This is a genomic window from Pseudomonas abieticivorans (assembly GCF_023509015.1).
GTDB lineage: Bacteria > Pseudomonadota > Gammaproteobacteria > Pseudomonadales > Pseudomonadaceae > Aquipseudomonas > Aquipseudomonas abieticivorans.
Genome location: NZ_CP094975.1, coordinates 393,425 through 413,072 on the forward strand (window position 1 = coordinate 393,425; position 19,648 = coordinate 413,072).

At 60.3% G+C, this 19,648-nt stretch carries 25 protein-coding genes; 5 read left to right on the plus strand and 20 right to left on the minus strand.

Features of this window, described 5'->3' with window-relative positions; all coding sequences use genetic code 11:
* Window positions 1-88: 88 nt before the first annotated feature.
* The 8 genes from L9B60_RS01745 to thrS all read right to left on the minus strand — a co-directional run bounded on the left by L9B60_RS01745 (window position 89) and on the right by thrS (window position 7,372).
* On the minus strand, window positions 89-445 hold the full coding sequence (locus tag L9B60_RS01745) for a MerR family transcriptional regulator (protein ID WP_249675556.1): 357 nt from the start codon (window positions 443-445) through the stop codon (window positions 89-91).
* Window positions 426-728, minus strand: a complete 303-nt coding sequence (ihfA, locus tag L9B60_RS01750) for an integration host factor subunit alpha (RefSeq protein ID WP_002553164.1) — start codon at window positions 726-728, stop codon at window positions 426-428. The genes L9B60_RS01745 and ihfA overlap by 20 nt, the downstream gene beginning before the upstream one ends.
* Before the next feature lie 3 nt (window positions 729-731).
* Complete coding sequence (gene pheT / locus L9B60_RS01755; RefSeq protein WP_249675558.1) at window positions 732-3,110, minus strand: phenylalanine--tRNA ligase subunit beta; 2,379 nt, start codon at window positions 3,108-3,110, stop codon at window positions 732-734.
* 21 nt (window positions 3,111-3,131) lie between these two features.
* Entirely contained in the window at window positions 3,132-4,148 is a 1,017-nt protein-coding gene (gene pheS / locus L9B60_RS01760; RefSeq protein ID WP_249675560.1) for a phenylalanine--tRNA ligase subunit alpha, read from the minus strand.
* Window positions 4,149-4,257: 109 nt separating this feature from the next.
* On the minus strand, window positions 4,258-4,614 hold the full coding sequence (gene rplT, locus L9B60_RS01765) for a 50S ribosomal protein L20 (RefSeq protein WP_007905879.1): 357 nt from the start codon (window positions 4,612-4,614) through the stop codon (window positions 4,258-4,260).
* A 29-nt stretch (window positions 4,615-4,643) separates the two neighbouring features.
* Window positions 4,644-4,838 carry a 50S ribosomal protein L35 gene (gene rpmI / locus L9B60_RS01770; protein ID WP_002553160.1) on the minus strand — a complete coding sequence of 65 codons (195 nt, stop codon included), beginning with the start codon at window positions 4,836-4,838 and terminating at the stop codon, window positions 4,644-4,646.
* A gap of 60 nt (window positions 4,839-4,898) precedes the next feature.
* A complete protein-coding gene (gene infC / locus L9B60_RS01775; RefSeq protein WP_249679637.1) occupies window positions 4,899-5,450 on the minus strand; it encodes a translation initiation factor IF-3 in 552 nt (183 codons plus the stop codon).
* The gene (thrS, locus tag L9B60_RS01780) at window positions 5,450-7,372 is read right to left on the minus strand and encodes a threonine--tRNA ligase (RefSeq protein WP_249675562.1); all 1,923 of its coding nucleotides are present in this window, start codon (window positions 7,370-7,372) and stop codon (window positions 5,450-5,452) included. The genes infC and thrS overlap by 1 nt, the downstream gene beginning before the upstream one ends.
* A 354-nt stretch (window positions 7,373-7,726) precedes the next feature.
* Between thrS and L9B60_RS01785 the strand changes: the two genes are divergently transcribed.
* Both L9B60_RS01785 and L9B60_RS01790 read left to right on the plus strand, forming a co-directional pair.
* The gene (locus L9B60_RS01785) at window positions 7,727-8,029 is read left to right on the plus strand and encodes a hypothetical protein (RefSeq protein WP_249675564.1); all 303 of its coding nucleotides are present in this window, start codon (window positions 7,727-7,729) and stop codon (window positions 8,027-8,029) included.
* A gap of 290 nt (window positions 8,030-8,319) precedes the next feature.
* The gene (locus L9B60_RS01790) at window positions 8,320-8,532 is read left to right on the plus strand and encodes a cold-shock protein (RefSeq protein WP_003234260.1); all 213 of its coding nucleotides are present in this window, start codon (window positions 8,320-8,322) and stop codon (window positions 8,530-8,532) included.
* Window positions 8,533-8,605: 73 nt separating this feature from the next.
* Here L9B60_RS01790 and L9B60_RS01795 read toward each other — a convergent pair whose 3' ends face one another.
* Both L9B60_RS01795 and L9B60_RS01800 read right to left on the minus strand, forming a co-directional pair.
* The gene (locus tag L9B60_RS01795; protein ID WP_249675567.1) at window positions 8,606-8,938 is read right to left on the minus strand and encodes an I78 family peptidase inhibitor; all 333 of its coding nucleotides are present in this window, start codon (window positions 8,936-8,938) and stop codon (window positions 8,606-8,608) included.
* Between the two features lie 133 nt (window positions 8,939-9,071).
* Window positions 9,072-9,377, minus strand: a complete 306-nt coding sequence (locus tag L9B60_RS01800) for a hypothetical protein (protein WP_249675569.1) — start codon at window positions 9,375-9,377, stop codon at window positions 9,072-9,074.
* A 189-nt stretch (window positions 9,378-9,566) separates the two neighbouring features.
* Here L9B60_RS01800 and L9B60_RS01805 point away from each other — a divergent pair, with 189 nt between their 5' ends.
* Window positions 9,567-9,812 carry a hypothetical protein gene (locus L9B60_RS01805; protein ID WP_249675571.1) on the plus strand — a complete coding sequence of 82 codons (246 nt, stop codon included), beginning with the start codon at window positions 9,567-9,569 and terminating at the stop codon, window positions 9,810-9,812.
* Window positions 9,813-9,818: 6 nt separating this feature from the next.
* Here the strand turns inward: L9B60_RS01805 and L9B60_RS01810 are convergent, their stop codons facing one another.
* The 8 genes from L9B60_RS01810 to L9B60_RS01845 form a co-directional block, all read right to left on the minus strand.
* Window positions 9,819-10,808, minus strand: coding sequence for a nucleoside hydrolase (locus tag L9B60_RS01810; protein WP_438866050.1), 990 nt, complete (start codon window positions 10,806-10,808; stop codon window positions 9,819-9,821).
* Window positions 10,760-11,164: a D-ribose pyranase gene (gene rbsD / locus L9B60_RS01815; protein WP_249675576.1), complete on the minus strand. Its 405-nt coding sequence runs from the start codon at window positions 11,162-11,164 to the stop codon at window positions 10,760-10,762. Before rbsD ends, L9B60_RS01810 begins: the two co-directional genes overlap by 49 nt.
* The gene (gene rbsK / locus L9B60_RS01820) at window positions 11,161-12,081 is read right to left on the minus strand and encodes a ribokinase (protein ID WP_249675578.1); all 921 of its coding nucleotides are present in this window, start codon (window positions 12,079-12,081) and stop codon (window positions 11,161-11,163) included. The genes rbsD and rbsK overlap by 4 nt, the downstream gene beginning before the upstream one ends.
* 16 nt (window positions 12,082-12,097) lie before the next feature.
* The gene (locus L9B60_RS01825) at window positions 12,098-13,120 is read right to left on the minus strand and encodes a LacI family DNA-binding transcriptional regulator (protein WP_249675580.1); all 1,023 of its coding nucleotides are present in this window, start codon (window positions 13,118-13,120) and stop codon (window positions 12,098-12,100) included.
* 3 nt (window positions 13,121-13,123) lie between these two features.
* On the minus strand, window positions 13,124-14,110 hold the full coding sequence (locus tag L9B60_RS01830; protein WP_249675581.1) for an ABC transporter permease: 987 nt from the start codon (window positions 14,108-14,110) through the stop codon (window positions 13,124-13,126).
* Window positions 14,107-15,660, minus strand: coding sequence for a sugar ABC transporter ATP-binding protein (locus L9B60_RS01835; protein WP_249675583.1), 1,554 nt, complete (start codon window positions 15,658-15,660; stop codon window positions 14,107-14,109). The genes L9B60_RS01830 and L9B60_RS01835 overlap by 4 nt, the downstream gene beginning before the upstream one ends.
* A gap of 54 nt (window positions 15,661-15,714) precedes the next feature.
* Window positions 15,715-16,689 (minus strand): sugar ABC transporter substrate-binding protein, encoded by a 975-nt coding sequence (locus tag L9B60_RS01840; protein ID WP_249675584.1) that lies wholly within the window; start codon window positions 16,687-16,689, stop codon window positions 15,715-15,717.
* Window positions 16,690-16,907: 218 nt separating this feature from the next.
* Window positions 16,908-17,132: a YgdI/YgdR family lipoprotein gene (locus L9B60_RS01845; protein WP_438866051.1), complete on the minus strand. Its 225-nt coding sequence runs from the start codon at window positions 17,130-17,132 to the stop codon at window positions 16,908-16,910.
* Between the two features lie 185 nt (window positions 17,133-17,317).
* On the opposite strand from L9B60_RS01845, the gene L9B60_RS01850 reads away from it, so the two are divergent.
* Window positions 17,318-17,566 carry a DUF1654 domain-containing protein gene (locus tag L9B60_RS01850; RefSeq protein ID WP_249675586.1) on the plus strand — a complete coding sequence of 83 codons (249 nt, stop codon included), beginning with the start codon at window positions 17,318-17,320 and terminating at the stop codon, window positions 17,564-17,566.
* Window positions 17,567-17,570: 4 nt separating this feature from the next.
* Window positions 17,571-18,260, plus strand: coding sequence for an endonuclease (locus tag L9B60_RS01855; RefSeq protein WP_249675587.1), 690 nt, complete (start codon window positions 17,571-17,573; stop codon window positions 18,258-18,260).
* Window positions 18,261-18,348: 88 nt separating this feature from the next.
* Here L9B60_RS01855 and L9B60_RS01860 read toward each other — a convergent pair whose 3' ends face one another.
* Both L9B60_RS01860 and L9B60_RS01865 read right to left on the minus strand, forming a co-directional pair.
* Window positions 18,349-18,864, minus strand: coding sequence for a GNAT family N-acetyltransferase (locus L9B60_RS01860; protein WP_249675590.1), 516 nt, complete (start codon window positions 18,862-18,864; stop codon window positions 18,349-18,351).
* Window positions 18,865-18,922: 58 nt separating this feature from the next.
* Window positions 18,923-19,489 (minus strand): SPOR domain-containing protein, encoded by a 567-nt coding sequence (locus L9B60_RS01865; protein ID WP_249675592.1) that lies wholly within the window; start codon window positions 19,487-19,489, stop codon window positions 18,923-18,925.
* Between the last annotated feature and the right edge of the window lie 159 nt (window positions 19,490-19,648).

Here is a 19,648-nt window from a genome sequence, read left to right on the forward strand (position 1 = left end):
CCCTAACCTCAGGGAACGCTTAAGAATATACCTTAAGCTTTTGAATTGTGGAAGTATTTTCCCGCAGATTTTTTTGTGCCTGCGTTGCCTACTTCTTGAGCACCACCAGCACATCCTCCAGCTCCGAAATCATCTGGCGGATGAGCTGTTTGTATTGCGTGGTGTCGTCTTTGGCCTCGTCACCCGACAGGCGCAAGCGTGCGCCGCCGATGGTGAAGCCCTGGTCGTACAGCAGCGCGCGGATCTGGCGGATCATCAGCACGTCTTGGCGCTGATAATACCGCCTGTTTCCGCGGCGCTTGACCGGGTTGAGCTGGGGAAATTCCTGTTCCCAGTACCGCAGTACGTGGGGTTTTACAGCGCAAAGTTCACTGACCTCACCGATGGTGAAGTAGCGTTTGCCAGGAATCGGCGGAAGCTCGTCGTTATGACTTGGTTCCAGCATATGCCTCAACTCGGGCCTTCAACTTCTGCCCTGGACGAAAGGTGACCACACGGCGAGCCGTGATCGGGATTTCTTCTCCCGTTTTTGGATTGCGGCCAGGCCGCTGGCGTTTGTCCCGCAGGTCAAAATTGCCGAAACCGGACAATTTGACCTGCTCGTTGTCTTCGAGAGCGTGCCTGATTTCCTCGAAAAACAGTTCGACCAATTCCTTGGCCTCCCGTTTATTCAGGCCCAGCTCTTCATAAAGACGTTCCGCCATTTCAGCTTTCGTCAGAGCCCCCATGCGCTACTTCCTTAACGTGGCGTTCAACCTTTGTTCGAGCGAGGTGAGGATAGCTTGCGTTGTGGAATTCACCTCATCGTCATTAAGAGTGCGCGATGGATGCTGCCAGGTCAAGCCAACTGCAAGGCTTTTTCTATGCGGATCAATGCCTTTACCCTGGTAAACGTCAAATAGGCTGAGGTCTGTGAGCCATTCCCCTGCATTTTCACGGATTACCTGGAGTACGGCGCTCGAAGCCACTTCACGATCGGCCACTAAAGCCAGGTCACGGCGCACTTCCGGGAAGCGCGACAGTTCCTGGAATTTAGGCAGTTTGCCCAGGGCGACTTCGGCCAATACCAGCTCGAAGACGAACACCGGACGGTCCAGGCCCAACTGCTTGACCAGCTCTGGGTGCAAGGCGCCCAGGTAGCCAACTTCGCGACCGTCGCGCTCGATGCGCGCGGTTTGCCCTGGGTGCAACGCTGGGTGCTTGCCGGGGGCGAAGGTGAACGAACCCAGTGCACCGGCGAAACCCAGTACCGCTTCGACGTCGGCTTTCACGTCGAAGAAGTCCACGGTATCGCGGCCCTGTGCCCAGCCTTCTGGCAGGCGGCTACCGCACACCACGCCGGCCAGCATCGGCTCTTGCTTCAGGCCTTCCAACTGGCCGATGAAGCGCAGGCCACTTTCGAACAGGCGCACGCGGTCTTGCTGGCGGTTCAGGTTGTGCTGCAGCGACTTGACCAGGCCCGGCCACAACGAGGCGCGCATGGCGGCCATGTCGGCAGAGATCGGGTTGGCCAGCAGCAGCGGTTCTACGCCTGGGCTGAACAGCTCGAACATCTTCGGGTCGATGAAGCTATAGGTGATCGCTTCCTGGTAGCCGCGGGCGACCAGCAGGCGACGCAGCTCCGGCAGGTCACTGCGCGCCTCGGCCTTGGCCTGTGGGGCCAAGCGGGCTTGCGGGTAGCGGACCGGCAGGCGGTTGTAGCCGTACAGGCGGGCCAGCTCTTCGATCAGGTCGACTTCCAGGCTGATGTCGAAGCGGTGGCTTGGCACTTCGACGTGCCACTGCCCTGCCCCTTGGGCGGTGATGCCCAGGCCCAGTGCAGACAGCAGGCGCTCGATTTCGACGCTGTCCATGTCCATGCCCAGCATCTGCGAAACACGCTCGGCACGCAGGGTGATCGGCGCGATCGACGGCAGGTACTGCTCGCTGACGGTCTCGATGATCGGGCCTGGCTCGCCGCCGGTGATGTCCAGCAGCAGGCCGGTGGCGCGCTCCATGGCTTCACGGGCCAATTGCCAGTCCACGCCACGCTCGTAACGGTGCGAGGCATCGGTGTGCAGGCCGTAGGAGCGGGCCTTGCCAGCGACGGCGATCTGGTCGAAGAAGGCGCTTTCCAGAAAAACGTCGCGGGTGTTGGCGGTAACGCCGCTGTGCTCGCCGCCCATGACGCCGGCAATGGCCAGTGCACGGGAGTGGTCGGCGATGACCAGGGTGTCGGCACGCAGGGTGACTTCCTGGCCGTCCAGCAGGACCAGTTTCTCGCCCTCCTCGGCCATGCGCACGCGGATGCCGCCGTTGATTTCAGCCAGGTCGAAGGCGTGCAGCGGTTGCCCAAGTTCCAGCATCACGTAGTTGGTGATGTCGACGATGGCGTCGATGCTGCGCACATCGGCGCGGCGCAGGCGCTCGACCATCCACAGCGGGGTCGGCTTGCTCACGTCGACGTTGCGCACTACGCGGCCCAGGTAACGTGGGCAAGCGTTGGGGGCCAGTACGTCGACCGGGCGCACTTCGTCGTTCACGGCCGGTACGCTGGCCACGGTTGGGCGGGCGACCGGGGCGTTGTACAGGGCGCCCACTTCACGGGCAAGGCCGGCCAGGGACAGGCAGTCGCCGCGGTTCGGGGTCAGGTCGACCTCGATGCTGGCATCGTCAAGTTCCAGGTACACACGGAAGTCTTCGCCCACCGGCGCATCGGCCGGCAGTTCCATCAAGCCGTCGTTGCCTTCGCCCACTTGCAGCTCGGACTGCGAGCAGAGCATGCCGTTGGACTCGACGCCGCGCAGCTTGGCCTTCTTGATCTTGAAGTCGCCTGGCAGCTGGGCACCGATCATGGCGAACGGAATTTTCAGGCCCGGGCGCACGTTGGGCGCGCCGCAGACGACCTGGAAGGTCTCGCTGCCGTTGCTGACCTGGCACACGCGCAGCTTGTCGGCATCGGGGTGTTGCTCGGTGCTGATGACTTCACCGACGACGACGCCTGTGAAAACACCGGCCGCGGGGGTGACGCTGTCCACTTCCAAACCGGCCATGGACAGACGAGCCACCAGCTCATCGCGGCTAACCTGCGGGCTTACCCAGCCGCGCAGCCATTGTTCACTGAATTTCATCCTGCTCTCCTAATAATTCGTTTAGCGAAATTGCGCGAGGAAGCGCAAGTCGTTGTCGAAGAACAGGCGCAAGTCATTGACGCCATAACGCAGCATCGCCAGGCGCTCGGCGCCCATGCCAAATGCAAAGCCCTGGAACTCTTCAGGGTCGATACCGGACATGCGCAGCACGTTGGGGTGCACCATGCCGCAGCCCATGACTTCCAGCCAGCCAGTCTGCTTGCAGACGCGGCAGCCTTTGCCACTGCACATCACGCACTGGATATCGACTTCAGCCGAAGGCTCGGTGAAGGGGAAGTAGGAGGGGCGGAAACGCACCGCCAGTTCTTTCTCGAAGAACACCCGCAGGAATTCCTCGATGGTGCCTTTCAGGTCCGCGAAGTTGATATCGCGGTCGATCAGCAGACCCTCGACCTGATGGAACATCGGCGAGTGGGTGATATCCGAGTCGCTGCGATATACCCGGCCCGGGCACACAATGCGAATCGGTGGCTGCGAAGATTCCATGGTACGGACCTGCACCGGCGAGGTGTGGGTGCGCAACAGCATGTTCGCATTGAAATAGAAGGTGTCGTGCATCGACCGGGCCGGGTGGTGGCCTGGGATGTTGAGCGCCTCGAAGTTGTGGTAGTCGTCTTCAACCTCTGGGCCTTCGGCGATGCCGTAGCCAATGTGGGTGAAGAACTGCTCGATACGCTCAAGCGTACGAGTGACAGGGTGCAGGCCACCGGAGGTCTGGCCACGGCCCGGCAAGGTCACGTCGATTTGTTCGGCGGCGAGCTTGGCGGTCAGTTCAGCTTCTTCAAAGCCGGCCTTGCGCGTATTCAGGACTTCTGTGACACGTTCCTTGGCTTCGTTGATCAACGCACCGACTTTCGGGCGTTCATCGGCCGGCAGGTTGCCCAGGGTCTTCATCACCTGAGTCAGCTCGCCTTTCTTGCCAAGGTAGTGAACCCGGATCTGCTCCAGGGCATTGATGTCTTCAGCGTTTTGCACGGCCTCCAAAGCTTGAGAGACCAGCGCATCCAGGTTTTCCATGTACAGACTCCAGATACAAAACAGGGGAAGAGCTTAAGGCTCTTCCCCTGTTTAAGACGTTTAACACCGAAGGCCGCCGAAACGGCCTTGGGTGATTGTCGGGGGTTACTTAAGCCAAGGTGGCTTTAGCTTTCTCGACAATCGCAGCAAACGCCGCTTTTTCGTTCACTGCCAGATCAGCCAGAACCTTACGGTCGATCTCGATGGACGCTTTTTTCAGGCCAGCGATGAAACGGCTGTAGGACAGACCGTTAATACGTGCACCGGCGTTGATACGAGCGATCCACAGAGCGCGGAACTGACGTTTTTTCTGACGACGGTCACGGTAGGCGTATTGGCCTGCCTTGATTACCGCTTGCTTGGCAACACGGAACACGCGGCTGCGTGCGCCGTAGTAACCTTTAGCAAGTTTCAGAATTTTTTTGTGACGCTTACGGGCAATGACGCCACGCTTTACACGAGCCATGAGTAAACTCCTCTAGTCTTAACCAAAAATTAACGAAGGCGCAGCATGCGCTCGACTTTTGCCACGTCAGACGGATGCAGCAAGCTGCTACCGCGCAGTTGACGCTTACGCTTGGTCGACATTTTGGTCAGGATGTGGCTCTTGAAAGCGTGTTTGTGCTTGATACCGTTAGCAGTTTTCAGAAACCGCTTAGCAGCACCACTTTTAGTCTTCATCTTTGGCATGTTCGGATACTCCGCATTCAGTTGATAAACATAACCGCAAGGCCTGCCGTGCCCTGGTGGTTATTTCTTTTTCTTGGGGGCGATGACCATAATAAGCTGGCGTCCTTCCATCTTAGGATGCTGTTCGACCGAGCCGTACTCGAGCAGGTCACCTTCGACCCGCTTGAGAAGCTCCATCCCCAGCTCCTGATGCGCCATCTCACGGCCGCGAAATCTCAACGAGATCTTGGCCCTGTCCCCATCACTAAGGAAACGTACCAGGTTGCGTAGTTTTACCTGGTAATCCCCTTCCTCCGTCCCTGGACGAAACTTGATTTCTTTGACCTGGATCTGCTTCTGGTTCTTCTTCGCCGCAGCAACCTGCTTCTTCTTCTCGAAGATCGACTTGCCGTAGTCCATCACGCGACAGACTGGCGGGATTGCGTCGGCGGAAATTTCCACCAGGTCCAGCTTCGCTTCTTCAGCGATACGAAGCGCTTCATCAATCGAGACGATGCCAACCTGCTCGCCGTCAGCGCCAATTAACCGAACCTCGCGTGCCGAGATATTCTCGTTGATCGGGGCCTTCGGTGCAGCTCGTTTATCTTGTCTCATTTCACGCTTAATAATAATTACTCCGAATCATGGCGACCACGCCGGGAAACCGCTTGTGCAAGGAACTCGGCGAATTGGGCGACGGGCATGGAGCCCAGGTCAGCGCCTTCACGGGTACGCACAGCGACAGTTTGCGTTTCGACTTCCCGATCTCCGATGACGAGGAGATAAGGAACCTTGAGCAAAGTATGCTCGCGGATTTTAAAGCCGATCTTTTCATTTCTCAAGTCAGACTTGGCACGAAATCCGCTCTGAGCCAGGTTTTTTTCTACTTCGAGGGCAAATTCTGCTTGTTTATCAGTGATATTCATGACCACTGCCTGCGTTGGCGCGAGCCAGGCAGGGAATGCACCTTCGTAGTGCTCGATCAGGATACCGATAAAACGCTCGAACGAGCCGAGAATTGCGCGGTGAAGCATGACCGGATGTTTACGGCCGTTGTCTTCGGTGACGTACTCGGCACCCAGACGGATCGGCAGGTTGAAATCGAGTTGCAGCGTACCGCACTGCCAGACGCGACCCAGGCAGTCCTTCAGGGAAAATTCGATTTTCGGACCGTAGAAGGCGCCTTCGCCCGGCTGCAGGTCATACGCAAGACCTGCATTATCCAAAGCAGCGGCTAGCGCAGCCTCGGCACGATCCCACAATTCGTCGGAACCTACACGCTTTTCCGGACGAGTTGACAGTTTAAGTTGAATATCCTTGAAGCCGAAGTCCGAATACACGTCCATGGTCAGCTTGATGAAATCAGCCGATTCGGATTGCATCTGCTCTTCGGTGCAGAAGATGTGCGCGTCGTCCTGAACGAAGCCACGCACGCGCATGATGCCGTGCAGCGCGCCCGAAGGCTCGTTGCGATGGCACGCGCCGAACTCGGCCAGGCGCATCGGCAGCTCGCGGTAGCTCTTCAGGCCCTGGTTGAACACCTGTACGTGGCACGGGCAGTTCATCGGTTTGATGGCGTAGTCGCGGCTTTCCGACTCGGTGGTGAACATGTTCTCGGCGTAGTTGGCCCAGTGCCCGGATTTTTCCCACAGGCTGCGGTCAACCACTTGCGGCGTCTTTATCTCAAGGTAGCCGTTGTCGCGCTGCAACTTGCGCATGTACTGCTCGAGCACCTGGTAGGTGGTCCAGCCGTTGGGGTGCCAGAACACCATGCCCGGCGCTTCTTCCTGAAGGTGGAACAGGCCCAGGCGCTTGCCGATCTTGCGATGGTCGCGTTTTTCGGCCTCTTCGATGCGCTTGACGTAGGCTGCCAGCTGCTTCTTGTCAGCCCAGGCCGTGCCATACACGCGCTGCAATTGCTCGTTCTTGGCATCGCCACGCCAGTAGGCGCCCGACAGCTTGGTCAGTTTGAACGACTTCAGGAAGCGGGTGTTCGGCACGTGCGGACCGCGGCACATGTCGACGTATTCTTCGTGATAGTACAGGCCCATGGCCTGTTCATCGGGCATGTCCTCGACCAGGCGCAGCTTGTATTCCTCGCCACGGGCCTTGAACACCTCGATCACTTCGGCACGCGGCGTGACTTTCTTGATCACGTCGTACTCGGTGTCGATCAGTTGCTGCATGCGCGCTTCGATGGCAGCCATGTCGTCCGGGGTGAACGGGCGCTCGAACGCGATATCGTAATAAAAGCCTTCTTCGATGACCGGGCCGATCACCATTTTCGCCGTCGGGTACAGCTGCTTGACCGCATGACCCACCAGGTGCGCGCAAGAGTGGCGGATGATTTCCAGCCCTTCTTCGTCTTTGGGGGTGATGATCTGCAAGGTGGCGTCGCTGGTGATCATGTCGCTGGCGTCGACCAACTGGCCATTGACCTTGCCGGCCACGGTGGCTTTTGCCAGGCCTGCACCAATGGATGCGGCGACATCGGCTACCGATACCGCATGATCGAACGAACGCTGACTGCCGTCGGGAAGAGTAATAGTTGGCATGGCGCCTCCTCTCCTAGTGGTGACCCCTACCAAAGGTCACGTGGGTTGGGATGAGCCAGTACGCGATTCGTACCAGGCCGTTCGCATGCGAACGCCTGCCTTACAACGGCAGGAGCCTATTAGGCCAACCGGTAACCGAACCAGAGTGACTGGATAGTAATAAAGAAAACCCGATGTTGCGGTTGCCAAAGCAGCGACCAGACACCATCAAGGCCGCACATCCTAGCACAGATAAACGCTAAAAAACCTTGCCCGCAGGCGCCGCCGGCGGTAGGAAACGGCTGAGGAACTTGCACTTACATTTCTGGCTCCTATGTAAAGTAAGTTACTTCTTCCACAAAGGAGCACCTCGCTATGCGTTTCCAGTCTCTCTTCCCCCTCGCCGCCTGCCTGGCCTTCGCCCTGCCTATCAGCGCCCACGCCGGTGAGTGGCCTGCGGGCGCCAAGGCCTCATTCCTCAGCCAGTGCGAAAGCGCGGCCGGGGAACGCGTGGGTGCGGCGGCCGCCAAGACCCATTGCGAATGCAGTGAAAAAGCCATCAGCTCGAAAATGAGCTCTGATGAACTTAAGTCTGTAGCCAATTCCGACCAGGGGGTGGACCCTGCCCTGCAGAAGAAAATGATGGACGCAGCCCAGGGTTGCCGCACCAAGAAATAGACCTTTTGAGGCGCCGAGCGACCCCGCCGGCGCCCCCTCACACTGAAAAAATGCCATTTCCTACAAATTTTCGAGTTTTTTACGGCTTTTTTTTCACGCCATTTTTTCTGGCAAAACCCAATGAAATAAGGGGTTTAGCGGATTTATGACCGGCAGCGGACAAAAATACCCGGACTAATCGCACATCTAAACAGCTACCGGGCCGAACATTTAGACTATGATGTCTCCGTGTGCCCAGTTGGCCTGAGCAGCACAGCACTACTGAATATTATGTTTCTTGGAGATACACCATGTCTAATCGCCAGACCGGCACCGTAAAATGGTTCAACGATGAGAAAGGCTTCGGCTTCATCACTCCTCAAGGTGGCGGTGACGACCTGTTCGTACACTTCAAAGCTATCGAATCCGACGGTTTCAAAAGCCTGAAAGAAGGCCAGACCGTTTCGTTCGTGGCTGAGAAAGGCCAAAAGGGCATGCAAGCTGCTCAAGTTCGCGGCGAGTAATTCTCTGCTGAACTAAAAAAAACCCGCCCTGGTGGCGGGTTTTTTTATGCCTGGCGTTTAGCCAGGGCTTACCTCAACCGCAGTTGACGCGATCGACCACGCCCTTGTCATCGGTGTTGAGGTTGACCCGATCGGAACGATATTCCAGGGTCATCACGTCGGTGGGCTTGAGGATGCGAGCGATTTGCGCGCCAGAGCGCTTGCGGGCGTCTTCCAGCAGGGCTGCTGAAGCCGGTTTGCCTATCGCATATTGCGCGCCGTCGGCGTTGCAGCGCCCGTCATTGGCAACGGCCGGAGCCGGTGCAGCCGAAGTACCCGACGCCTTTTCAGGCGACCCCGATGTCGAACAGCCCGCCAAAACCACTGCAGCCAGCAGGGTTACCCAAGATGCGCGTACGCAAGACATGTAGCCTCCTTGTTGAAAAAAGTCAGAACCCATGGGACCGCGCAGGCCCCCTCGGGTTGCAAAAGATCATCAGTCTGCCCGAGCGCGCCGGCCTTGAGGCAGCGCAATCGTGACTGAATGTTAACGAAGATACTCAGTAGACGTCGATGTAGTCCGACGACGGTTTGGGCCAATTATCTTTCAACGCATTGAAAATCTGCTGCACCCAGACATCGTCGCAAGCCGGTACCGGCCCAACGCAACCGGACCCCGCCGCCCAGGTTTCCAAGCGAAAGGCCAAGCCGTCGACGGCCACGCCCCCCACCGCGCTGGTCGAAAGCCAGGCCTGGCCTGCCTTGCTGACGCGCAACTGGTTATGCACGGCGTTGTTGCCGGAGGCGATCAGCCCCCGCACCGCGTCCAGAGTCAAGGCTTGCGGGTCATTCAAATCGATCTGCACAAGGGTCTCCAGCCGGTCAAAGAGGCCCAAGTTTGGCATGCCAGCGGCCTTATGCCTAAGTAGCAGTGCCAAATTTCGCCGGTAATGGTTTACTGGTAGTGCACGGTGAGGCAGACCACCGCGGCCGCGACGACCAGGGAACCGGTACCGCTCGCGCTCTTCCAACGCTCACAGGTAGTACGATATTTCATGGCCAACGTAACCGTAGACGCTGACATCAAGGCCAAGTGGGACCAGGCGCAGGGCTCCTACAGCCCCGGCAACCCGGAAGAACTGGCTATCATCGCCATCGACCTGCTGGTCAAGGACATCGGCAACGACGCGGCGCTGTCGTTCATCACCCAGGTATTCGAAAAGTACTCCGCCGACCACGGGCATGCCGCGCACCACGCAAAGGCCCCCCATGCGGCAGAGCCACCGCCCTTTCCTGCCTGACGCCGGCTATTGCAAGCGTGCCAGTCGCTCGGTCAACAGGTCGAAAAAGCCCTGGGCATCGCCATTTTCGACCCAAAACACGTTGCCTGGTTGTTTCAAGGTGCCGTACCAGTCGGTAATGGTCTGGCCCGAGGTGGGACCGTCGCGGCTGTCGACGGCAACGTGCACGTGGCGGCCGCTGAACAGCCCGGGCTTTAGCAGGTAGGCGATCACGCTGGCATCGTGCACCGGCCCGCCCGGTAGCCCGTAGTGCACCATGTCGAGTTTGACGTACTCATTGAGAATATCGCTGACCAACTGCCCGGCACGGTTGCCCAAGGCGGCGATCTGCGCCAGGCGCGACTCACTGGTGAGGATCTTGTGGGTCACGTCCAGCGGGATGTAGGTCAGTTTGACGCCACTGGCCAACACCCTTTGGGCGGCATGGGGGTCGGCATACAGGTTGAACTCGGCCACCGGGGTGATGTTGCCGCCATTGAAATGCGCGCCGCCCATCACCACCACTTCCTTGATGCCACGTACGATATCGGGAGCCTGGTCCAGCGCCAGCGCCAGGTTGGTCTGCGGGCCGAGCATGGCGATGGTCACGCTATCGGCCGGCACTGCGAGCAAGGTGTCGATCAGGTACTGCACCGCGCCGCCTTGGGCCAACGGCGCAACCGGCTCATGCACCGTGATACCCGGCAAGCCTTCCTGGCCATGCACGTGCTCGGCGTAGATCGGCGCGCGTACCAAAGGGCGCGCGGCACCTGCATACACCGGCACCTCTTCACGGCCTGCCCATTCGCGTGCCAGGCGAGCATTGCGCGAGGTCTTGTCGACCGTGACGTTGCCGGCGACGGTGGTGATGGCACGCACGCTCAATTGCTCGGGCGAGGCCAGGGCCAGCAACAGCGCCACCACGTCGTCGGCGCCCGGGTCGGTGTCGATGATCAGGTCGATGCTCATCAGAAGGTCACCCCGGCCACCAGCGCGATATTGCTGTAGGGCTGGCATTCGCCGGTGCGCACGATCGCCCGCGCCTGGCTGCACAACCGCTTGAAGTCAGCGTGGCTGACCAGGCGCTCGCGGCCCAGGGCGCCCTCCCCTTGCAGGCGTTGCAGCGCCGCCAGGGCCGGCGGCCGGGCCTGCAGGATTTCTTCGGCGAGCACGTGGCTTTCCACCTGCAATTCACTGAGCAGCACCTCAAGGGTGGCCACGAAGCCCGGGATACCCTGGGTCAAGGCCAGGTCGATCAACTCGACGCCGGGCGGCACCGGCAACCCGGCATCGCCGATCACCACGATGTCACCATGCCCAAGGGAGGCGATCAGGCGCGAGAGCGCGATGTTGAGCAGGGGGGTCTTTTTCATAGCGGTGTGAAGGCCTGTACTTCTTTCAAGGTAGGAATCGACGGCTGGGCGCCGGCAGCGGTCACCGACAGCGCGGCGGCGACCTGGCCGAAGGCAATGGCCTGGCGCTCAGTGTCGCCACGGGCCAGGGCGGCGGCAAAGCCACCGACGAAGGTGTCACCGGCTGCGGTGGTGTCCACGGCTTTGACCTGGGGCGCCGGAAAATGCTCGAAACCTTGGCCATCGGCAAACAACGAGCCCTGCGCGCCCAGGGTCACGATCACTTTGCCCGCGCCCATGGCCAGCAACTGGCTGGCCGCCTGCTCGGCACTGGCGCGCGAGTCCACCACCAGGCCGGTCAAGGCCTGCGCCTCGCTCTCATTGGGGATCAGGTAGTCGATGGCCGCGTACCAGTCGCTGGGCAAAGGCCCGCTGGCAGGCGCCGGGTTGAGAATGACCGTCTTGCCCAGCTCACGGCCGCGCTTGAGGGCAAAGGCCACCGCCTCGTTAGGCACTTCCAACTGGCAGATGATGACCTCGGCCTGCACCAACAAGTGGTCGACGGCCTGCACCGAGGCCGGTGACACCCGGCCATTGGCGCCCGCGACGATCACGATGGCATTCTGGCTGCTGTCGTCGACCACGATCAATGCCACGCCGCTGGCGACATCGGCGATCGGGGTGACGGCCTGGCAATCGATGCCCTCCACCAGCAAACCGGCGAGCAATTGCTCGCCATAGGCGTCACCGCCCACGCAACCGATCATTGCCACCGGCGCCCCCAACCGAGCGGCGGCCACGGCCTGGTTGGCCCCCTTGCCACCCGGCACCGTGACGAACGAGTCGCCATGCAGGGTTTCCCCGCCGCGCGGCAGGCGCGGTGCGCGCGTGACCAGATCCATGTTCAGACTGCCTACTACCACAACTTTTGCTTGCATGTGACGTTGCCTTGTATCAGCGGTATTCGTTGAAGAGATCAGTACGCGGGGCCGTAGACTCACGCAGGATGATCAGCGGTGGCACCACCTGTTTCATCGCCTGCCCCTGCCCCTTGCCAGCCACCCGAGTGAGCAAGCGCTCGGCAGCCAACTCGCCCAATTCACGGATGGACTGGCCGACCGTGGTCAGCCCGGGGTACACGTAGCGACACATTTGGATGTCATCGAAACCGATCACCGACAGCGCCGCCGGTACCGGCACATTGCGTTCGGCAGCGGCGCGCAGCACGCCCAGGCCGATCATGTCGTTGGCGGCGAAAATAGCGGTGGGCGGGTGGTCGTCGAGCAATTGACCCGCGGCTTCGTAGCCGCCCTGCCCGGTAAAGTCGCTTTCGATGACGCGCTCCGGCACCACCTTGAGATCGAATTCGGCCAGGGCCCGGCGATAACCGGCCAGGCGCATCTGCGCGACACTGGTGGCCAAAGGCCCGCTGATGCAGGCAATGTCGCGATGGCCCAGCTCCAGCAAGTGCAGGGTCGCCAGGTAACCACCCAGTTCGTGATCAATGCACACCAGGTCCGTGTCCACCCCCTCCAGCGCGCGGTCGACCACTACCATGGGCGTGCGCACCGCGGCCAGGCTACTCAGCAGGTCGCCATCGGCACCCACCGAGGCAACGATCAGGCCGTCGACGCGCTTTTCCAGCAACACGCGCAAATAGCTGCGCTGCTTGCCCGGGTCATCGTCGGAGTTGCATAGGATCACGCAGTAGCCATTGCGCTCGCAATGGTCCTCGATACCCCGGGCCAGTTCGGCAAAATAGGGGTTGGTGCTGTTGGGCACCAGCAAGCCGATGGTCGCCGTGCTCTTGGCCTTGAGCGAGCGCGCCACGGCACTGGGCACGTAGTCCAATTGGGCAATGGCGGCCTCTACCTTGAGCCGCACCGGCTCGGAAACCGGGCGGGTCTTGTTCAGTACATGCGATACGGTGGTGTAGGAAATGCCCGCCAGCGCCGCGACATCTTTGATGGTTGCCATGGTTCAGGTCCGTTTGCGAGCGCGTTGGCTGCGATAAGTATCCAGCACCACGGCGACCACGATCACCGCGCCCGTGATGATCCGTTTGGTCGGTTCGGAGGCACCGATCTGGGCCAGCCCTGCGGCCAGTACCGAAATGATCAGCACGCCAAAAAAGGTGCTGATCACCGAGCCGCGCCCGCCCATCAGGCTGGTGCCGCCGATGACCACGGCGGCGATCACCTGCAGTTCAAGGCCGGAACCGGCGTTCGGGTCGGCAGCCTCCAGGCGAGATATCTGGAACAGGGCAGCCAGGCCCGCCAACAGCCCCATCAGCGAGAACACCAGGATCTTGTAGGGTTTTGGATTGATGCCCGCCAGGCGCACCGCCTCCTCATTGGTGCCGATGCCGATCAAGTAGCGACCGAATACCGTGCGGGTCAGCACGGCCTGGGCAACGATGATCACCAGCAAGGCGATGATGAACGAGGGTGAAATGCCCAGGGCGATGGGGTCGGACAACCAGGCGAAGGCGTCGCCGATGTAGGCGGTGCGCGAATCGGTCAACTGGTAGGCCACGCCCCGGGCCATCTCCAGCACCCCCAGCGAAACAATAAACGAAGGGATGCGCCAGGCCACGGTGATGGAGCCGGTCAGGGTACCGGCCAATGCGGCGCAGCCCATGCCCAACACTGCGGCAGGCAATACGCTCCAGCCCCAACTGAGGATGGCCACGCTGACCGCCGAAGCCGCCAGCGCCAGCACCGAACCGACCGACAGGTCGATGCCGCCGATGATCAGCACGAACGTCATGCCCACCGCCAGCACCATCAGGTCCGGGATCTGATTGGCCAAGGTGCTGAACGTGCTGTAGGACAGGAAGTGACTGCTCAGGAAGGAAAATAGAATAATCATCGCCAGCAAGGCGCCAGCCAGGCCCAGGTAAGTGCCCAGGCCAAAGTAGGTGCCACTGCGCTTGACCACGGGGGCAGCGTCGGAAGTCGTTTTCATGCAAGGTTCCTGGGCGCTGTGTCAGAGACCAGCGCATCGCGTTTTTGATAACCGGCAAAGGCGGCAGCCAACAGTTCGTCCTGGGACCAGCGATCGCGCTCGAAGGTGTCGATCAAGCGACCGGCCGACAGCACGCCGATCCGATCGCAAATCAACATCAGTTCGCGCAAATCACTGGACACCACCACCAGCGCCTTGCCCTGGCGAGTCAGCTCGCCCAGCAGTGCGTAGATGTCGAACTTGGCCCCCACGTCGATGCCGCGGGTCGGCTCGTCGAACAACAGCACGTCGCAGTCGCGCTCCAGCCAGCGGCCAATCACCACTTTTTGCTGGTTGCCACCCGACAGTTGCGACACCAATTGCGCCGTGCTGGAACTGCGGATGTGCATGGCCTGAACTTGCCGCTGGGCCAGCGCGCGTTCATTGGAGCCACTGACCATGCCGGCGCTGGAGATAGCCGGCATGTTGCCCAGGGCAATGTTGGCGCTGATCGACTGAGTCAGCAGCAGGCCTTCGCCCTTGCGGTCTTCGGTGATCAAGGCAATGCCTTCGCGCACGGCGTCGGCTGGCGAGCGAATGGTCACAGGCTTGGGCGGGCTGCCAATGGCAACGCTGCCGCTGTCCGCCGCGTCGGCGCCGAAAATAAGCCGCAACAGTTCGGTGCGCCCCGCCCCGATCAACCCGGAGATACCGAAAATTTCGCCGCTGCGCACCTCGAACGACACGTCGTGCACCTTGCCGGCCCGGCTGAGGCCCTTGACCGCCAACAGCGGCCCACCGATACGCCGCTCACCCAGGTCGATGTGTTCGCCCAGCTCGCGACCGACCATCAAGTTGACCAACTGCTCACTGTTGTAATTGGCCATGTCGTCGACACACACCAATTGGCCATCGCGCAGCACGGCGATGCGCTGGGCCACTTGCTGCAACTCTTCAAGGCGATGGGAGATGTACACGATGGCCACGCCGCGAGCCCGCAGCCGGCCGATCTGCTCGAACAACATGTCGACTTCGCGCGCCGTCAGCATGGCGGTCGGCTCATCCAGGATCAGCACGTTGCAATCGCCAATCAGGTTGCGGGCAATCTCCACCATCTGCTGGTGACCAATGCCCAGTTCGCCCACCAGGGTGTCAGGGTCGATGGCGTCCAGGCCCACTTGCGCCATCGCCTCGCGCGCCGCTTCGCGCAACTTCTTGCGGCTGATCCAGCCGCCGCTGCTGGGCAAATTATCCAGAAACAGGTTTTCGGCCACGGTCAGGGTGGGCAGCAGGTTGAGTTCCTGCATGACCATGCGAATGCCCTGCGCTTCTGCCGCAGCTCGGCTGCCCGGCAAGTAGGGCCGCCCCTGGTACAGCATCTCGCCGGTGGTGGGTGCTTCCAGGCCACCGATGATTTTGGAAAGGGTGCTTTTGCCCGCGCCGTTTTCACCGGTCAGGGCCAATACCTCGCCACGCACCAGGGTCAGGTCGATGCCCGACAACACCGGTTGCGCATAGGTCTTACCAATACCACTGACCGATAACACAACATGGGGGGCAGTAGCCGACATGGGAGTTCTCCAGGCGCCTGCCCTTGCAGGCAGGCGCGATTGCTCAAAGGGCGCTTACGGTTTGGCGACGGTGTCTTTGGTGACCAACTCCACCGGCGTTTCGATCACGCCGTTGGCGGCGCCATCGATAGGCTCGTGCTTGAGCATTTTCAACGCAGCCTGAATACCGAACACCGCTTGCTTGGCGGCGAACTGGTCGGCGGTGGCGAGCACACGGCCGTCCTTGAGCATCGGCTTGATGGCGTTGATGTTGTCGTAGCCCACCACCTGCACCTTGCCGGCCTTGCCCGCCGCGCGCACTGCCGAAACCGCGCCCAGGGCCATGCTGTCGTTACCGGCCAGCAGCGCCTTCAGGTTCGGGTATTCGTTGAGCATGGCGGCGGCAATGGCATTGCCCTTGTCGATCTCCCAATTGCCGGACTGGGTGGACACCACCTTCATCTGCGCGGCGTCCATCGCATCCTTGAAGCCTGCGGTGCGCTGCTGGGCGTTGGTGGTGGTAGACACCCCTTCGATGATGCCCACTTCATCGCCGGCCTTCAGGTCCTTGGCCAGGTATTCACCCACCAGGCGCGCGCCCTTGCGGTTGTCGGGGCCCACGAACGGCACGCTGATGTCTTTGCTCTTGAGCACGCCAGGGTCCAACTGGTTGTCGATGTTGATCACGGTGATGCCCGCGTCCATCGCCTTCTTGATCACCGGCACCAGGGCCTTGGAGTCAGCCGGGGCGATGACCAGGGCGTTAACCTTGGTGGAGATCATCTGCTCGACGATGCGGATCTGGTTGGCCGTGTCGGACTCGTCCTTGATGCCGTTGGAGACCAGGTCGAAATCGGCGGCGTGGGCCTTCTGGTAATCCTTGGCGCCGTCTTCCATGGTGCGGAAGAATTCGTTGGCCAGGGATTTCATCACCAGGGCGACCTTGGGTTTCTCGGGGGTATCGGCCAGGGCCGAAGACAGCGGCGCGGCGGCGCAGAGGGCAGCCAGAACAGACACAGCGATGACGCGTCCAGCGAATGGCAACTTCATGGGTTGACTCCGATCTTATGATTATTTTAGGGCGAACGCGTGCGCAACCCACGGCGAGACCGTGTAGCGCAAACGTTTGCGTGATAGAACTATGGTAGCGCCACGGGCGCTTGTCAACTGGCCGCGTGGCGTGGGGGGATGATTCCAGATACTACGACAAAGGAATGTAGGAAAGGTCGTAATTTAACGGGGAAATGTTGCACCAAAGTGCACGAACTTCAATCCTCTTCCTTGACCGTCGCCACCTCGTCAGCCCGCACCTTCACGTGCTTCCCGGAAATGTCGACGAATTCGTAGAAGCCGTCCTCGGACTTGGTCTTCGGCGCATCCTTGGTCACGTACTGCGTGCCGTTTTGCAGGGTGACCACCGTTTGCGTCGAGCAACCGGCCAGGCCAACGCCTGCGATCAATACGAAGCCGGCGACCGCTATTTTCATGTTCATACGTTAATCCTTGTCCTTGGGAAGTTACCTACAGGGTTTAGAGACTCCAAGTGACAGAAAAATTTCCTTCTCCCCAGTAAAACGTAAAAATCCTCTCGCAAGCGCTTCTTGATCACGATGATCAGTTGCGAAATTGCCTACAGTAAAATACTGTATGCCCGTACAGCAAAAACAAGGAATGCTCCGTGGCAACCACCTCCTCCGCAGCAACCCCAGCCGGCAGCTATGAACAGTTGGGCATCCGCATCTCGAAAATCATCAACGCCCCTACGGCCCAGAAGGCCCGTTCGGCGCTGATTTTCAAGCTTGAACACGAGTCACCCGAAGATTGGGCGCAATTGCTTGAAGAAATCGCCGAGAACGACAACGTGACGTTGGCTTGGCGCGATGACGGCGGCGTGCAGATATTTTGGGTCGTGCCGAAGGAAGATTGAGCGAATGATTGCCCGCCTATTCGCCGGCTGCTGCCTGCTTTTGAGCCTGACCACCCACGCCGACGCGCCACGCACCTTCAGTGAAGCCAAGAAGGTTGCCTGGCGCTTGTATGCCCCGCAATCCACCGAGTTCTACTGCGGCTGCAAGTACTCGGGCAACCGGGTCAACCTGGCGGCCTGCGGCTATGTACCGCGCAAAAACCTCAAGCGCGCCGAACGTATCGAGTGGGAACACATCGTGCCGGCCTGGGCGATTGGCCATCAACGCCAGTGTTGGCAACGTGGTGGTCGCAAGAATTGCACCGCCCACGACAAGACCTACCAGCGCGCCGAAGCCGACCTGCACAACCTGGTCCCGAGCATTGGCGAGGTAAACGGTGACCGCAACAATTTCAGTTTTGGCTGGCTGCCGGTTCAAAGCGGGCAATATGGCTCGTGCCTGACCCAGGTCGATTTCAAGGCCAAGAAAGTCATGCCGCGGCCGTCGATCCGCGGCATGATCGCCCGCACCTACTTCTACATGAGCAGGGAGTACGGGCTGACCCTGTCCCGCCAGGATCGGCAGTTGTATGAAGCCTGGAACAAGACTTACCCGGTGCAGGCGTGGGAGCGCCAACGCAACCAACGCGTGGCGTGCGTGATGGGGCGCGGCAACGCGTTTGTCGGGCCGGTGGATTTGAAGGCGTGTGGTTAGGCAGCGACTAGGCTCTGCACGAAATGTGTTCCAGCGAAGGCCTGTTTTCAACGCAGCATGGCTGAGCTGGGATACATTTCGTACAGAGCTAGGACGCGACAGTTCGCAAGCGCGCCATGGTGTAGGCATTGACCCACTGGCCATCGCGCACCGCGTAGTCGCGCAGTTCGCCCTCTATCTCGAAGCCGAACTTGCGATACAGCGCCACGGCCGCTTGGTTATCGGTGTAAACCGTTAATTCCACCCGGCGCAGGTTCATCCAATTGTCTGCAACATCCAGCACGGCGGCCAGCAACCGGCTGCCTACGCCTTTGCCCTGCCACTGCGCCGCAACGCCCATGCCAACAGCGCCGCCATGGCTCAGGCGCACGCGCTCATGCTGCTGCAACGAGCACAAACCGATCACCTGACCCTGATGCAAGGCCACCAGCCCCACGTTGCGCTCGTTTTCCATGGCCACGATACGTTTGCGCCACAGTTCGGTCGGCTGAAAAGGCAGTTGCAGTACCTGGCGCGCGACCTGGGGGTCGCTGTAAAGGGCGGCGACCTGGTCGGCATGTTGTTCGCCGCAACGCTCTATTGTTATGACGGCAGGGTCAGTCATGGGGCTTCTCTTCCTTTTGAAGTCGAGGCCCAGTCTATTCCAGCCAAGTGGCTAGCAGCTACTGCACCTTGTGCTTGACCACCACCGACTTGATGCCTTCGGACGCCAACAACTCGGAGCGCTTCTGCTCAGCGGCTTCGCGGGTGTCGAAAGGCCCAAGATAGACTTGTTGCACGCCATCGCGGGTGGCCACGTTGGAGGCAAAACCGTGCTCGATCAAGCGGGTGGTCATGTCGCTCAACGCGCCCATGTTGGCACCGTCGACGATCTGAACTTCCCAACCGGTGGCCGAGGTTTGGTCGGTATCGTCGACCGCCTGGGTGATTTCCTGACCTTCGCCGCACACCGCGCGCACGTCGGGGTTATTGCCGTCCTTGTCGAGGATGGCGGTAAAGCCATCGGCCGTCTTGATGGCCGCGTAGTTCTGGTAGGCGGTGTACTTGCCGGCAGCGTCCTTGGTTCTGACCTGGCCACAAATATCACCCTTCTGGGTGGTGCGCACGTTGGCAAAACGGGCCGTTTTCGGATTATCGAGTTGCTGCAGCACTACCTTGGCGGCGCTCTCCACCGCACTGCCGCAACCGGCCAATGCCAGTACCGCTACCACCATCGTCAATCTGCGCACGCGCTTGCCTCCCAAAAATAAGGCGACGATTTTATCACCGAACGAGCCCGCGCCACCATTTCGCTCATGTTTCGAGATTTGCCCAACGCGAGCGGGTCTGTGGCATGATTGCGCGCGCATTTTGGAAGGCGCCCGCACTCATCGATCAATGAGACGACC

What these genes read in the sequence shown, in the direction of transcription:
- L9B60_RS01745 (WP_249675556.1), bottom strand. Translation starts at nt 445, where the DNA reads ATGCTGGAACCAAGTCATAACGACGAGCTTCCGCCGATTCCTGGCAAA.
- ihfA (WP_002553164.1), bottom strand. Translation starts at nt 728, where the DNA reads ATGGGGGCTCTGACGAAAGCTGAAATGGCGGAACGTCTTTATGAAGAG.
- pheT (WP_249675558.1), bottom strand. Translation starts at nt 3,110, where the DNA reads ATGAAATTCAGTGAACAATGGCTGCGCGGCTGGGTAAGCCCGCAGGTT.
- pheS (WP_249675560.1), bottom strand. Translation starts at nt 4,148, where the DNA reads ATGGAAAACCTGGATGCGCTGGTCTCTCAAGCTTTGGAGGCCGTGCAA.
- rplT (WP_007905879.1), bottom strand. Translation starts at nt 4,614, where the DNA reads ATGGCTCGTGTAAAGCGTGGCGTCATTGCCCGTAAGCGTCACAAAAAA.
- rpmI (WP_002553160.1), bottom strand. Translation starts at nt 4,838, where the DNA reads ATGCCAAAGATGAAGACTAAAAGTGGTGCTGCTAAGCGGTTTCTGAAA.
- thrS (WP_249675562.1), bottom strand. Translation starts at nt 7,372, where the DNA reads ATGCCAACTATTACTCTTCCCGACGGCAGTCAGCGTTCGTTCGATCAT.
- L9B60_RS01785 (WP_249675564.1), top strand. Translation starts at nt 7,727, where the DNA reads ATGCGTTTCCAGTCTCTCTTCCCCCTCGCCGCCTGCCTGGCCTTCGCC.
- L9B60_RS01790 (WP_003234260.1), top strand. Translation starts at nt 8,320, where the DNA reads ATGTCTAATCGCCAGACCGGCACCGTAAAATGGTTCAACGATGAGAAA.
- L9B60_RS01795 (WP_249675567.1), bottom strand. Translation starts at nt 8,938, where the DNA reads ATGTCTTGCGTACGCGCATCTTGGGTAACCCTGCTGGCTGCAGTGGTT.
- L9B60_RS01805 (WP_249675571.1), top strand. Translation starts at nt 9,567, where the DNA reads ATGGCCAACGTAACCGTAGACGCTGACATCAAGGCCAAGTGGGACCAG.
- L9B60_RS01810 (WP_438866050.1), bottom strand. Translation starts at nt 10,808, where the DNA reads ATGCCAGCCCTACAGCAATATCGCGCTGGTGGCCGGGGTGACCTTCTG.
- rbsD (WP_249675576.1), bottom strand. Translation starts at nt 11,164, where the DNA reads ATGAAAAAGACCCCCCTGCTCAACATCGCGCTCTCGCGCCTGATCGCC.
- rbsK (WP_249675578.1), bottom strand. Translation starts at nt 12,081, where the DNA reads ATGCAAGCAAAAGTTGTGGTAGTAGGCAGTCTGAACATGGATCTGGTC.
- L9B60_RS01825 (WP_249675580.1), bottom strand. Translation starts at nt 13,120, where the DNA reads ATGGCAACCATCAAAGATGTCGCGGCGCTGGCGGGCATTTCCTACACC.
- L9B60_RS01830 (WP_249675581.1), bottom strand. Translation starts at nt 14,110, where the DNA reads ATGAAAACGACTTCCGACGCTGCCCCCGTGGTCAAGCGCAGTGGCACC.
- L9B60_RS01835 (WP_249675583.1), bottom strand. Translation starts at nt 15,660, where the DNA reads ATGTCGGCTACTGCCCCCCATGTTGTGTTATCGGTCAGTGGTATTGGT.
- L9B60_RS01840 (WP_249675584.1), bottom strand. Translation starts at nt 16,689, where the DNA reads ATGAAGTTGCCATTCGCTGGACGCGTCATCGCTGTGTCTGTTCTGGCT.
- L9B60_RS01845 (WP_438866051.1), bottom strand. Translation starts at nt 17,132, where the DNA reads ATGAACATGAAAATAGCGGTCGCCGGCTTCGTATTGATCGCAGGCGTT.
- L9B60_RS01855 (WP_249675587.1), top strand. Translation starts at nt 17,571, where the DNA reads ATGATTGCCCGCCTATTCGCCGGCTGCTGCCTGCTTTTGAGCCTGACC.
- L9B60_RS01860 (WP_249675590.1), bottom strand. Translation starts at nt 18,864, where the DNA reads ATGACTGACCCTGCCGTCATAACAATAGAGCGTTGCGGCGAACAACAT.